Consider the following 12704-nt stretch of genomic DNA (forward strand, 5'->3'; position numbering starts at 1 on the left):
ATGTGTGGCATTGCAGGTATCATACAGTTTACATCCAAGCAGGTTACAACGCATGAGATCAAATCACTTACGGATGTAATTGCTCATCGTGGGCCTGATGGTGAAGGTTGCTGGATTCATCAGCAAAACTTTTTAGGTCTGGGTCATCGTCGTTTGTCCATTCTTGATCTGAGTGAACAAGGGGCACAACCCATGCATTATGCTGATGGCCGTTTAACACTCATCTTCAATGGAGAAATTTTCAACTTTGCTGAGCTGCGGGAAGAATTGAAACAAAAAGGATACAGTTTTCATTCTGATTCTGATACGGAGGTATTGCTTGCAGCCTATCATTGCTGGGGCAAGGATTGTTTGCAACGCTTTAATGGTTTCTGGGCATTTGCCTTGTGGGACGAACAAACAAAAGAATTATGGCTTGCAAGAGATCGTTTTGGCATCAAACCACTTTATTATTTATATCAATCCGGAGAACAATTGGTATTTGCTTCAGAAACACATCAGTTCAAACATGTGGAAGGTTATCAGCGGGAGGCAGAAGCATCACATCTCAGTTATCTGTTGCAAAACCCATGGGGGCTTGAAGGATTAGGAAAAACTATTTTCAAGCAAATTGAACAGGTGCGTCCGGGTCACTATCTCACAGTCAAACCTGATGGAACAATCCAGACTGTGCAATGGTGGAATACAGCAGATGAATTGATAGATGTACCGGAAAATTTTGATACCCAGTCAAAAGAATTTCTTGCGCTGTTTGAAGATGCCATCAAGCTTCGCCTGCGCAGCGATGTGAGTATTGCTTCAGCACTCAGCGGCGGACTTGATTCTTCAGCAGTGTATTGCACGATTCATCATCTCGTATCAAAACAAAAAGATTTATATCGCCTGCCTGCCGACTGGCAGCGTGCTTTTGTAGCGGTATTTCCCGGAACGGAACAGGATGAGCGTGTGTATGCAGAACAGGTATTGCAACACACCCATGGCACCGGTGAATTTTTTGATATGACTACGGGTGCAGATCTAACGGATCGTTTACTCAGCAGTATTACAGCTTATGATACGGTGTACTCTACACCATTGTTTATTTTAGATGGTGTATATGGTGCCATGCGTTCCAAAGGAATTACTGTTTCTATGGATGGTCACGGCGTGGATGAAATGATGTATGGTTACCCGGCTAATGTTTTGCAGGCATTGCAATATGCACATACACAACAGGATGCTGCTTATACTAATGATCTTACTGATACTTATCTCTCCATGCTGCCTCCTGATCAACGACAGGCAAAAGCAAAAGAGCTCAGCAATAACGGAACTTCTTTTATTCATAAGCAATGGAACAGGGTAAAACGCAAGCTTCAAACAAACGTGCAGGAAGCGGCATGGTTTGAACCATTTGATGCTTCAGCACTTTCTTTACCCTCCATGCCGGTGCCCAAACATTTTAACCGGGCAGAAGCACAGCTGTACACGGCTTTTCATTATACCGTGTTGCCTACTGTACTGCGGAATTTCGATCGTGGTGCCATGCGTAACAGTATTGAAATACGGATGCCCTTCCTTGATTACCGTTTGGTACGTTATGTGTTTTCGCTTCCCATGCAAAGTAAGTTGGGTGGTGGGTTTGCCAAACGCATTCTCCGTGAAGCCATGAAAGGTATCCTGCCGGAAAATATCCGCACCCGCAAACTCAAAACCGGTTTTAATGCGCCGCTGCAAAGCTGGTACCGTAATGAATTAAAAACATTATTGCTGGATGAAGTAAATTCTGCTTCCTTCCTCACCAGCGATTACTGGAACGGTAAAGTGATCCGTGATTTTACCGAGCGTACCTGCAAACAAAACAACTGGACAGAGGCAGCAAGTTTCCGTCTCTGGCCTGTGTTAAACGCACATTTATTATTTAAACAATCTGATAATTAGATGGGAGTTTCTCCTTTACGATTTGCCATTATTGGTTGCGGACGCATTGCCCAGCGTCATGCAGAACATATCAACAACAAAGCACAATTAACTGCTGTTTGTGATACTGTTCCTGAAAAAGCCGATGCACTGGCGCAGCAATACAATGCAAAAGCATATTATTCTGTTACTGATTTATTGAAAGACAGTAACAGCTTTGATGTACTGTCTGTTTGTTCACCTAATGGTTTGCATGCGGAGCATAGTATTCTTGCTCTCAATGCAGGTGTACATGTGCTTTGCGAAAAACCGATGGCGTTAACCGTTGCAGACTGCGGACGTATGATACAGGCTGCGGAAAAAAACAACCGTCGTTTATTTGCCATTAAACAGAACCGCTATAATCCACCTGTAGCAGCAGTCAAGCAGTTGATTGATGACGGAAAGCTGGGAAAGATTAACAGCATTCAGCTCAGCTGTTTCTGGAACAGGAATGAAGCTTATTATGCGAATTCATGGAAAGGTACCAAAGACCTGGACGGCGGCACTTTGTACACACAGTTCAGTCACTTTGTTGATTTACTTTACTGGATGGTAGGCGATGTGGGAGAGGTGCAGGCAATGATGGGCAACTATGAGCATACCAACAGCATTGAATTTGAAGATACAGGTGTTGTGATCTTACGCTTTGCCAACGGAGCAATTGGAACCATTAACTATACAGTGAACAGCTATGAAAAAAACATGGAAGGTTCTTTAACGATTTTTGCAGAAAAAGGAACAGTAAAAATTGGTGGTCAATACCTCAACGAGTTGGAGTACCAGCAAATTGAAGGAATGAAAATTGAAAATCTTCCGGAAGGCAACAAGCCAAACAATTATGGTACGTATGTAGGTTCTATGAGCAATCATAACCTGGTTTATGATAATGTGATTGAAGTACTGGAGAAAGGAGCAAGTATTACCACGAGCGCTTTTGAAGGATTGAAAACGGTTGAGATCATTCAGAAAATTTATGCAGCAGCCTCTAAATAATCAACCTAATCTCAAACAGGCCGGTATTATAAACGTTCAGTTTGGTGAAAACGTAACCGTTGTACAACCGGTTAATCTTTATGGATGCAGTATCGGTGCTCATACATTTATCGGACCGTTTACAGAGATTCAGAAAAATGTATCCATCGGCACTCATTGTAAAATTCAATCACACAGTTTTATCTGTGAGCTGGTTACTATTGGAAATCATTGCTTCATTGGTCATGGAGTGATGTTTGTAAATGATCTCTTTCAAACCGGTGGCCCGGCAGGTGGAGATGCAAGCAAGTGGAAAGCAACACACATCGGCAATCATGTTTCTATCGGCAGTAATGCAACTATATTACCGGTATCTGTTTGTGATCATGTGGTGATTGGTGCAGGTGCTGTTGTTACAAAAGATATTACAGAACCGGGCATTTATGCAGGTAACCCGGCTAAAAAACTGAGATCTATCTGATGAATAAAATTCCTTTTGTTGATTTAAAAGCCCAGTATCATTCCATCCGTTCAGAAATTGATGCTGCCATGCAGCAGGTGATGGAACAAACGGCTTTCATTGGCGGTAACAATTCTTTTGTACAACAATTTGAACAGGCATTTTCTCAGTACCTCGGCATCAAACATGTAATGAGTTGCGGTAACGGAACTGACTCACTGGAAATTTTATTAAAGGCTTATGGCATTGGTACAGGTGACGAAGTGATTGTGCCCGCCATGAGTTGGATTTCCACTTCTGAAGTGGTATCCGCAGTTGGTGCACGGCCCGTGTTTGTAGATATTGATCCTGTTTATTATACGATTGATCCTTCTAAAATTGAAGCCGCCATCACCTCCCGTACAAAAGCCATCATTCCTGTGCATTTGTATGGCCAGCCGGCTGATATGGATCCGATAATGAGCTTAGCTGCTACTCATAATTTAATTGTTATTGAAGATTGTGCTCAGGCACATGGTGCTCTCTACAATGGTAAAATGGTAGGCACCATCGGTCATGCATCTTCTTTCAGTTTTTATCCCGGCAAAAATTTAGGTGCTTATGGCGATGCAGGTGCCATGGCTACCAATGATGATCGTATAGCTGCTGTATGTCGTATGATTGCCAATCATGGTCAACAGGGTAAGCACAATCATATTATGGAAGGACGCAACAGTCGTTTGGACGGATTGCAGGCCGCAGTTCTTGCTGCTAAACTTCCACATTTAAAACAATGGACTTTACTGCGGCAGCAGCATGCACAACAATTCAATTCTTTATTACAGCATCCTTCTATTGTTACACCGCAGGTAAGCCCTTCAGGTGCGCATGTATTTCATTTATATGTGGTGCAGGTACCGGATCGCAATCAATTAGCACAACACTTAAAAGAAAAAGGAATTGAAACAGCGGTACATTACCCGGTGGCACTACCGTTTCTTACCTGTTATCAACACTATCAACATACTTCAGAACAGTTTCCTGTAGCTGCTTCGTTTCAAGATAAAATTATTTCATTGCCCATGTATGCAGAGTTAACAATGGAGACCATTGCGTACATCAGTGAACAAGTAAAACAATTGATTTAATCAGATGAAGGTTTTTCAATCGGCACATACGTTTGCAGCATTTAATCAATACCTGGAGCAGAAGCATCAGATCAGCAGGCAGCAATACAGTTTTGCACAACTGCAGCAAATGCTCATAACAGAAGGCTTTAATGCCGTACACCAGGTGTTGCCTGTTTTAGAGCCGGCAAAGGGAAAAGGCTTTTTTACGTTGTGGAATTATGAACCCATTCAGTTGCAGTGGGCTAAAGAAAAAGGATGGGCCGAAACAGATTTAAAAAAAATTCTTTTTGCCCAGATCGAAGAATTTGGGGGTGATGTGTTTTACAATTTATCACCCATTCAATATAAACCGGAAGAAATCAAACAACTGCCGGAACGGATGGTGAAGATTGGCTGGTTTGCATCACCTGAAAAAAATAATATTGATTTCAGCGTTTATCACACCCGGTTTACCAATCTTCCTTCAGATGTGGATCCTGATGCAAAGCGTGGTTTCCGCAGTCACTTCTTTCAGTTAAGTGATGCACCGGTGTTTCATGAATACACAAACAATGAGAACCGCCCCATTGATGTGCTGTTCTTCGGACAATACCTCGAAAGCCATTTTGATAAACGCAATGGTTATATTGATGAGTTGATACGTTTGCAGGAGAAACATGGGTTCAACCTCGTATTAGCTTTGATGGCAAACTATAAATACAAATATCTTTTGCCGTTTAAGCTGCCGATGGCTTTGCATCAGAAATTTAAAGTATTACAGTTTCCTCCCCGGAAGGTAGCGGCACATGCATCGCCTGCATTGTTTGGTGCTGATATGCTGCGTCATATCGGCGAAGCAAAAATTGTGTTCAATTGTCATGTGGATATGGCGGGCGATTACAGGGTAAACATGCGCATTTTTGAAGCATTGGGTTGTGGCGCACACATGTTGAGTGATGAAGGTATTTATCCTGATGGATTGCAAGCAGGCGCCCATTTCTCCGTATACAAAGATGTAGCAGAGCTGGAAGAAAAGATTCTCTACCTGTTGCAGCATGAACAGGAACGTAAACAGGTAGCAGGTGCCGGCAGTGCTGCACTGCGTACACACTATTCAAAAGAACAACAGTGGCAGCAGTTTCAGCAGATTGTTGCACAAATCAGTTGATATATGAACCAACCGTATATACTTTCTTTTCCACCTATCGGAGATGCTTCACTCGGGTATTTGTCAGTTGCACAGCAGCTTTCAGATGTTCCCTTTGAAATTGCAAGGGTTTACTGGACTTATTATACACCGCAGGATGTAACCCGTGGTGGACATGCCAATATCGATAAAGAGTTGGTGCTTGTTGCTGTTGCAGGTACTATCACCGTTACAACAGAAATGCAGGATGGCCACAAACATACTTTTGTTTTAGATCATCCCTCAAAGGGTTTATACCTGCCTAAGCTTTGCTGGCACACCATGCAGTATTCTGAAAACGCCGTGCAGATGGTGATTGCCTCCAACCTGTACAGTGAAGATGATTACATCAGGGATTATTCCTTATTCAAATCATGGCAGTAACGCTTTGTGCATTTGATACTGTTTTCCTGGAAGCTTCCTGGAATTGGTTGCAGGATGAAGAGTTGTGCAAACTGGTAGATGCGCCGGTTATTACAAAAGAACAACAGCAAAGCTGGTTTGAAACGTTGCCGCAGCGAAGGGATTATTGCATCTGGGGTGTTTTATATGACGGTAAGCCTGTGGGTGTAACCGGTATTAAAAATATTAAGAGTAACACCGGTGAATACTGGGGTTATATCGGCGATAAAAATTATTGGGGAAAGGGGATAGGTTCAGCTATGATGCAATGTACCATTGCTGAAGCATATTCCTTACAGTTGAAACAGCTTACATTAAAAGTGTTGCGTACCAATCAAAGAGCTATACAGCTTTATGAAAAGAACGGGTTTGTACAAACACAGGCTGATGAAACCCATCTGTTGATGCAAAAAACACTTTCATAAAATTTATGAGTGAGTTGAAAGACGAATGGATTGAAGTTGCTGCAGATGCCTATGCACAGGTAATACAGCATCCGTATCATATTTTTAATGCGGCTGCTTTTACAGAGTTGAACAGCAGTAAATGTGAAGAGGCTTTTTATTTACTCTATAAAGATACCAAGTACCGCCTTGCTCTTACAGCCGGTATACGTGGTGGTATATTACTTTCACCGTTTTCAGCGCCTTTCGGCGGTTTTAGCTTTTTAAAACAGGATGTTCAGATTGCTGTTATAGAAAAAGCAGTTCAGCAATTGGAAGTGTTTGCTCTTTCAAAATCCTGTAGCGGCATCCGTTTGATATTACCTCCTTTGATTTATAACGAAACCTTTCTGGCCAAACAAATCAATGTATTGTACCGGATGGGATATCGTAACAGTAATCTTGATCTGGATTTTTATATTCCGTTGCAGGCCGGTGCATCCTACGAAGAGTTGCTCTGGTACAACGCCAAAAAGAATTTACGCATCAGTCAGCAGCAGGACTTTGAAGTAACGGTTTGTAATGAGGATGTAACGGCACAGCAAACGATTTATGAAGTAATCAGGGAAAACAGAATCAGCAAGGGAAAACCAATGAACATGAGTTGGGATGAGATCCGCTCCACTGCATCTGTTATACCCACTGATTTCTTTTTGCTGAAACGTGGTGATGAAGCTATTGCCGGCGCAATTGTGTACAAGGCAGCAGCAGGTATCCGCTATGTGCCTTTTTGGGGTGATCGTCCGGGTTATACGCCGCAAAAGCCGATGAACTTTTTATCACATTACATTGCTGAGTTCTATCGCCGGGCCGGTGACCAATACCTTCATATCGGCATCTCTACGGAAAACAGTGTACCTAATTACGGGTTGTGTGAGTTTAAAGAAAGTATTGGCTGTACCATTACACCCAAGCTTAGTTTTGAAAAAAAAATTTGATCGTATAATCATCATGAATATTCCTTTTTTGTCTTTTGATGCAGTAAACCGACAGATCAAAACGGAAATCACACGTGCTTTTGAAACAGTGTTTGATGATGCCTGGTATATCATGGGGAAACAGTTAACTGCTTTTGAACAGGAGTATGCTGCTTTCAACAAGGTGCAACATGCAATCGGCATCAGTAATGGGTTGGATGCATTGCATATTGCACTGAAAGCAGTAGGTGTGGGTGCAGGTGATGAAGTGATCGTTCCTTCCCATACTTATATCGCTACGGCACTGGCCGTTTCTTATGTGGGCGCTACACCTGTTTTTGTAGAACCTGATCCTCTCACCTATAATATTGATGTAACAAAGATTGAAGCTGCCATCAGTTCCAGAACAAAAGCAATCATGCCGGTACATTTATACGGTCAGGCATGTAACATGGAAGCTATTGAAAAGATTGCAGCCAAACATCAGCTTACTATTATTGAAGATAATGCGCAGGCACATGGTGCCACATGGAATCAAAAGATTACCGGAAGCTGGGGCCATATCAATGCCACCAGTTTTTACCCCGGAAAAAATTTAGGTGCCCTTGGTGATGCAGGTGCTGTTACCACGAATGATGCTGCTCTTGCGGCCAGAGCTTCCATGCTTCGTAATTATGGTTCTGTAAAAAAGTACCATCATGAGTTGATTGGTTATAATCAACGGTTGGATGAGTTGCAGGCCGCTTTTCTTCGTGTAAAGTTGAACTACCTGCAGGAGTGGACGCTCCAACGGCAATCCATCGCTGCACAGTACAATGAACTTTTAAAAGATGTGGGTGACCTGGTGTTGCCTGCTGTAGCACCTGAAGCTACCCATGTCTATCATTTATATGTAATCCGCACTGCACAAAGAGATGCCTTGCAAACTTATTTGCAGCAACAGGGAATTGGTACACTTATCCATTATCCTATACCTGTTCATCTGCAGGAAGCATATCAATCTTTGGGTTATGCAAAAGGAAGTTTTCCTTTAGCTGAAACCATTGCTTCCACTTGCTTAAGTTTACCTGTATGGCCGGGCATGAGTACCGGCGAAGTGGAACAGGTAGCTCAAAAAATCCGTTCGTTCTTTTAATGGAAACTGCATTGCCGCTTGTTACAGTTGTGGGTTTGTGTTATAACCACAGTCGCTATGTGGTAGAAACATTAGAAAGCATCCGACAACAGACATATTCACACCTGCAGGTAATACTCATAGATGATTGTTCCAAAGATGATTCTGTTGCCATTGTTGAAAACTGGTTGCAGCAACATCAGCTTAACTGGACTTTTATTAAGCATGAACAGAATCACGGTATTACAAGATCACTCAACGAGTCGCTGCAGTCAGCACAAGGAAAATATTATAAAGCCATTGCCTGTGATGATGTATTGTTACCCCATTTCATCAGCACCATGGTGGAGCGGTTTGAACAATTGCCGAACGATTATGCACTCATTTATTCTGATGTACAAACGATCAATGAACATTCAGAAGTATTCGGCACCACACCGTTTACGGAACGTGGTTGGGATGCAGAAGAGAAAGTGCCTTCCGGAAAATTATTTGATCAGTTAGCCGGTTGGTGTTTTATTCCGGCTGTGGGAACTTTTATGCGTACATCCGTTTTAAAGGAATTGAAATTTGATGAAACGCTCATGGTTGAGGATTGGGATATGTGGCTGCAAATGGCGAGGAAGTATCAGATCAAAGGTATTGTTCCTGCCATGGGCCGGTATCGTATTCACAACGCTTCTATGTACCAGCAAAAAAGTCCTGCTTACAGGGATCATGAGTTACGTACGCTGGAAAAACACCTGGGCTTTAGTAAAGCAGCCGATGAAAAAATCAACGATTTTATTTACAAACAAAGCATATTGTTGTACATGCACAACGGAAACCGCCCGCTCCATTGGTTGTGGAAACGGTTCCTGATAAAAAAAACAGCGAATAACTTTTTGCATGTGCTACTTGCTTTGTTCAATATCTCTTATAAACAAAAGGAAAAATGGCTCAGGCGGGTGAAGTAAATGCAGTAGCAGTACTGGTATTATTCTTTAATAAACTGGATCAGACAAAGGATTGCATCCGGAGTTTTATTCCTTCCGGTCAAATGATTTATGTGCTCAACAACGGATCGTCTGAAGATCAGTGGCAGGATTTACAACAAACATTTGCAGCGCACAGCAACGTAAAATATTTTAATGCAGCAAAAAACCTGGGAGCAACCGGTGGCAGGAATTATTTGATTCAGCACACAACAGAACCCTGGATTTTCTTAGTAGATAATGATGTAACGGTGAAACAGCAAATGGAATGGGTTTCATTGTTTCATTCATTTTTAAAAAAGCAGCCGGATGCAAAACTCATCAGCTGTAATGTGTTTAACATTCATGAAAATGCTTATACGCAACAATTACGTGTAGTAAAGCAGGGAAAAAAAGTACAGATTGAAGCAGGCTCCTTTGAAATAACCAATACTTTTTCTGCCTGCGGAACGATTGTACACAGAACCATTTTTGATACCTACGGTTTGTTTGATGAAAACATGTTTGTAGGTATGGAGGAATATGAATACACTTTACGTACGATGCAATCGCCGGCCGGTGAAATAAAAGTGTATCAATACAATGCTATTGAAATCATTCATGATCACCGCTTTCAAAAAACTACGGCTGATAAGGAAGCAACAAGGGTTCGTTACAATATGGAAATGCTGCAGGCCGGTTATAATCACATGGTTCAGAAATATGATATTGAAATGGATCATGATTTTGAATGGTGGTCTAAAAAACAGGTGGTTACCATGACGGTGCCCCGCTGGAAACAAATACTTCAAAACCTGGTTACAAAACTCCTGCGTAAATAAAACGTGCATCTGTTACTGGTTACATACGAGTTTCCTCCTTTTATGGCTACCGGTGGTATTGGTTCTTATATGTATCACCTGGCACATGTAATGGCAGCTAAGGGGCATCATGTTACCGTTTTTTCTGCAACACAGACGCACAAAGAAGTTACTGTGCATAAAGAAAAAGAATACACCAATTACCTTATTCCCGCTGCTGACACCATTGTTTTTCGTAAGCAAGTTTTGAAATTATTTGAAAGCTATATTCAGAACCATCCGGTAGATGTGATAGAGAGCCCTGAAGTAGGAGCTTGCGCCCTGCCTATAAAAGAAGCCTATCCGTTTCTGCCGCTGGTGGTTAAAATGCATACACCTGGAGTGCTTATCACAAAGATTTCAAATACCTATCAATCGATATTCACAAAGTTGAGGTACGTTGCAGGTGCGTTTTTGAGGGGACGTTTTGATTTAGGTTATTGGTCAAAAACAGATTTAAATAAGGAATCAAATCCTGAGTACCGGATCTGTCAATTGGCTGATCATTTGTTATCACCTTCTACCGCATTAAAAGATTGGGCCATACGTTACTGGCAACTGCCGGAGCAAAAAATAAAAATTCTCCCGAATCCTATTTCGGCTGATGAGCATTTGTTTTCAGTCCCCATCAGCAATCGTCCTCAAACCATCTGCTTCATCGGAAAGCTTACAGTGTTAAAAGGAATGATGGCATTGACACCTGCTATCAAAGAAATTTTACTAAGGCATCCTGACTATAAAATGATTATTGCAGGAAGAGATGAAGCCTTGAGTGATGCTGTTCCTTCCATGAAAGCCTGGATGCTTCATCAGCTGGAGGCGGTAAAAGACCGTGTGTTATTTACCGGTGCACTTGAAAAAGAAAAAGTATTGGAGATTTTATCTCAAAGCAGGGTTTGCATTGTACCCAGCTTGTGGGAAAACTATCCCAATGTAGTACTGGAAGCCATGGCGGCCGGTTGTACAGTAGCAGCTGCACACAGAGGTGGTATTCCTGAATTAATTGACGATGGTAAAACCGGATTACTATTTGATCCTTTAAAACCATCTTCAATCGTAAAGGCGATTGATCAATTGCTGAACGATGAGCCAAAGCGTCTGCAATTAGCTGCCGCTGCAAGAGAAACAGTGTACAACCATCAGCACAGTACAAAACTTGCCAATGATCTGGATGCCTTTTACCGTTCCGTTCAAAAACCGGAACCGGTTATCAGCGAATTATTTTGAACATAGTTCATTTTCATAATGGTTTCGGCGGAGGTGTATTAACGGTTATCCGTAACCTGGTACAATACCGTCAGCATCCTGAATGGAAACAGTTGGTCATTTATACGTTGGATAAAAAAAAGTTTTCTGCTTTCAGTCCTATGCTGCCGGAAAATATGGAACAGAAAATATTGTATTACTCCGGTAACTGGAATTTTTATCATACCGCTAAAAAACTTTCAAAACTATTACCTGCAAGTGATACTGTTCTCATTGCACACGACTGGCTGGAACTTGCTATGATCAGTAATCTTGGTTTAAATTACCCGGTGGTTCAGTTCCTGCATGGTGATTATGACTATTATTACAGGTTAGCACAACGCAACGAAGCCTGGGTTGACTCTTTTATTTGTGTGAGTGCATCTATTGCTGATGAATTAAAAAAAAGAATGCCGGAACGAAGCAATGATATTCAGTACCTCCGTTTTCCCGTTCCTGAAGTAAATGGTACAAGAGAAGATCCATCAACACTCGAGTTGGTATTTGCCGGCCGGTGTGATGAAGCAAAAGGATATCATTTGTTGCCATGGATTGATGCAGCATTGCAGCAAAAAAATATTCAGGCGCATTGGCATATTGCAGGGCCGGGTTCTGATCAACCCAAAGTACAGCAGCAATGGAAGCAGTCGCAGGTTCGTTTTTATGGTAATCTATCTCAAAAAGAGTTGACTGCTTTGTTATTGAAGTCAACTGCTTTTGTTTTGCCTACCTTGGCAGAAGGTATGCCTCTCTCGGTAATTGAAGCGATGAAAGCAGGTTCCATACCTGTGGTTAATGATTTGAACGGCGGCTTGCGGGAACTGGTTACCAACGATGTTACAGGTTACCGCATCCCCAACAATGATCCTTTGATTTTTGCAGAACGGATAGCGGCTATTGCAGGAGATGGAGAAAAGCGAAAACAGTTATCAGCTGCAGCTGTTTCATTTGCCAATACACATTTTGATCCTGTTCAAAATACAAAGCTGTTTGAAGATTGTTTTATAAAAGCATTTCAACATGCAAAAAAGAAAACAGCTTTTAAAACAACCGGCAGCAGGTTGGATCAACCTTATCTTCCTAACCTGCTGGTAAAAACCATACGCTCACTCATTTAGACCAA

13 protein-coding genes are annotated in these 12704 nt (G+C 41.9%); all 13 read left to right on the forward strand.

Features of this window, described 5'->3' with window-relative positions:
* Genes asnB through PDL71_RS03795 form a run of 13 tightly spaced genes read left to right on the forward strand, consistent with a single transcriptional unit; the run spans window position 1 to window position 12699 of the window.
* Complete coding sequence (asnB, locus tag PDL71_RS03735; protein WP_407525527.1) at window positions 1-1920, forward strand: asparagine synthase (glutamine-hydrolyzing); 1920 nt, start codon at window positions 1-3, stop codon at window positions 1918-1920.
* The gene (locus PDL71_RS03740; protein ID WP_407525529.1) at window positions 1921-2934 is read left to right on the forward strand and encodes a Gfo/Idh/MocA family protein; all 1014 of its coding nucleotides are present in this window, start codon (window positions 1921-1923) and stop codon (window positions 2932-2934) included.
* Window positions 2915-3394 (forward strand): acyltransferase, encoded by a 480-nt coding sequence (locus PDL71_RS03745; protein ID WP_407525532.1) that lies wholly within the window; start codon window positions 2915-2917, stop codon window positions 3392-3394. The genes PDL71_RS03740 and PDL71_RS03745 overlap by 20 nt, the downstream gene beginning before the upstream one ends.
* A complete protein-coding gene (locus PDL71_RS03750) occupies window positions 3394-4500 on the forward strand; it encodes a DegT/DnrJ/EryC1/StrS family aminotransferase (RefSeq protein ID WP_407525534.1) in 1107 nt (368 codons plus the stop codon). The genes PDL71_RS03745 and PDL71_RS03750 overlap by 1 nt, the downstream gene beginning before the upstream one ends.
* 4 nt (window positions 4501-4504) lie before the next feature.
* Window positions 4505-5629: a glycosyltransferase gene (locus tag PDL71_RS03755; RefSeq protein ID WP_407525537.1), complete on the forward strand. Its 1125-nt coding sequence runs from the start codon at window positions 4505-4507 to the stop codon at window positions 5627-5629.
* A 3-nt stretch (window positions 5630-5632) separates the two neighbouring features.
* Window positions 5633-6031: a sugar 3,4-ketoisomerase gene (locus PDL71_RS03760; RefSeq protein WP_407525540.1), complete on the forward strand. Its 399-nt coding sequence runs from the start codon at window positions 5633-5635 to the stop codon at window positions 6029-6031.
* Entirely contained in the window at window positions 6022-6474 is a 453-nt protein-coding gene (locus tag PDL71_RS03765) for a GNAT family N-acetyltransferase (protein ID WP_407525542.1), read from the forward strand. The genes PDL71_RS03760 and PDL71_RS03765 overlap by 10 nt, the downstream gene beginning before the upstream one ends.
* 5 nt (window positions 6475-6479) lie before the next feature.
* On the forward strand, window positions 6480-7430 hold the full coding sequence (locus PDL71_RS03770; RefSeq protein WP_407525545.1) for a hypothetical protein: 951 nt from the start codon (window positions 6480-6482) through the stop codon (window positions 7428-7430).
* A gap of 13 nt (window positions 7431-7443) precedes the next feature.
* The gene (locus PDL71_RS03775; protein WP_407525548.1) at window positions 7444-8544 is read left to right on the forward strand and encodes a DegT/DnrJ/EryC1/StrS family aminotransferase; all 1101 of its coding nucleotides are present in this window, start codon (window positions 7444-7446) and stop codon (window positions 8542-8544) included.
* Complete coding sequence (locus tag PDL71_RS03780; RefSeq protein ID WP_407525550.1) at window positions 8544-9479, forward strand: glycosyltransferase family 2 protein; 936 nt, start codon at window positions 8544-8546, stop codon at window positions 9477-9479. Before PDL71_RS03775 ends, PDL71_RS03780 begins: the two co-directional genes overlap by 1 nt.
* Window positions 9458-10318: a glycosyltransferase family 2 protein gene (locus tag PDL71_RS03785; protein WP_407525553.1), complete on the forward strand. Its 861-nt coding sequence runs from the start codon at window positions 9458-9460 to the stop codon at window positions 10316-10318. Before PDL71_RS03780 ends, PDL71_RS03785 begins: the two co-directional genes overlap by 22 nt.
* A 3-nt stretch (window positions 10319-10321) precedes the next feature.
* Window positions 10322-11563, forward strand: a complete 1242-nt coding sequence (locus tag PDL71_RS03790; RefSeq protein ID WP_407525555.1) for a glycosyltransferase family 4 protein — start codon at window positions 10322-10324, stop codon at window positions 11561-11563.
* Window positions 11560-12699, forward strand: coding sequence for a glycosyltransferase family 4 protein (locus PDL71_RS03795; protein WP_407525558.1), 1140 nt, complete (start codon window positions 11560-11562; stop codon window positions 12697-12699). The genes PDL71_RS03790 and PDL71_RS03795 overlap by 4 nt, the downstream gene beginning before the upstream one ends.
* The last annotated feature ends 5 nt before the right edge of the window (window positions 12700-12704 follow it).

Origin of the sequence: Lacibacter sp. MH-610 (genome assembly GCF_045780045.1) — a bacterium.
Lineage (GTDB): Bacteria > Bacteroidota > Bacteroidia > Chitinophagales > Chitinophagaceae > Lacibacter.

Excerpts from the sequence above, each read along its gene's own strand:
- asnB (WP_407525527.1), top strand. The coding sequence starts at position 1 with ATGTGTGGCATTGCAGGTATCATACAGTTTACATCCAAGCAGGTTACA.
- PDL71_RS03740 (WP_407525529.1), top strand. The coding sequence starts at position 1,921 with ATGGGAGTTTCTCCTTTACGATTTGCCATTATTGGTTGCGGACGCATT.
- PDL71_RS03745 (WP_407525532.1), top strand. The coding sequence starts at position 2,915 with ATGCAGCAGCCTCTAAATAATCAACCTAATCTCAAACAGGCCGGTATT.
- PDL71_RS03750 (WP_407525534.1), top strand. The coding sequence starts at position 3,394 with ATGAATAAAATTCCTTTTGTTGATTTAAAAGCCCAGTATCATTCCATC.
- PDL71_RS03755 (WP_407525537.1), top strand. The coding sequence starts at position 4,505 with ATGAAGGTTTTTCAATCGGCACATACGTTTGCAGCATTTAATCAATAC.
- PDL71_RS03760 (WP_407525540.1), top strand. The coding sequence starts at position 5,633 with ATGAACCAACCGTATATACTTTCTTTTCCACCTATCGGAGATGCTTCA.
- PDL71_RS03765 (WP_407525542.1), top strand. The coding sequence starts at position 6,022 with ATGGCAGTAACGCTTTGTGCATTTGATACTGTTTTCCTGGAAGCTTCC.
- PDL71_RS03770 (WP_407525545.1), top strand. The coding sequence starts at position 6,480 with ATGAGTGAGTTGAAAGACGAATGGATTGAAGTTGCTGCAGATGCCTAT.
- PDL71_RS03775 (WP_407525548.1), top strand. The coding sequence starts at position 7,444 with ATGAATATTCCTTTTTTGTCTTTTGATGCAGTAAACCGACAGATCAAA.
- PDL71_RS03780 (WP_407525550.1), top strand. The coding sequence starts at position 8,544 with ATGGAAACTGCATTGCCGCTTGTTACAGTTGTGGGTTTGTGTTATAAC.
- PDL71_RS03785 (WP_407525553.1), top strand. The coding sequence starts at position 9,458 with ATGGCTCAGGCGGGTGAAGTAAATGCAGTAGCAGTACTGGTATTATTC.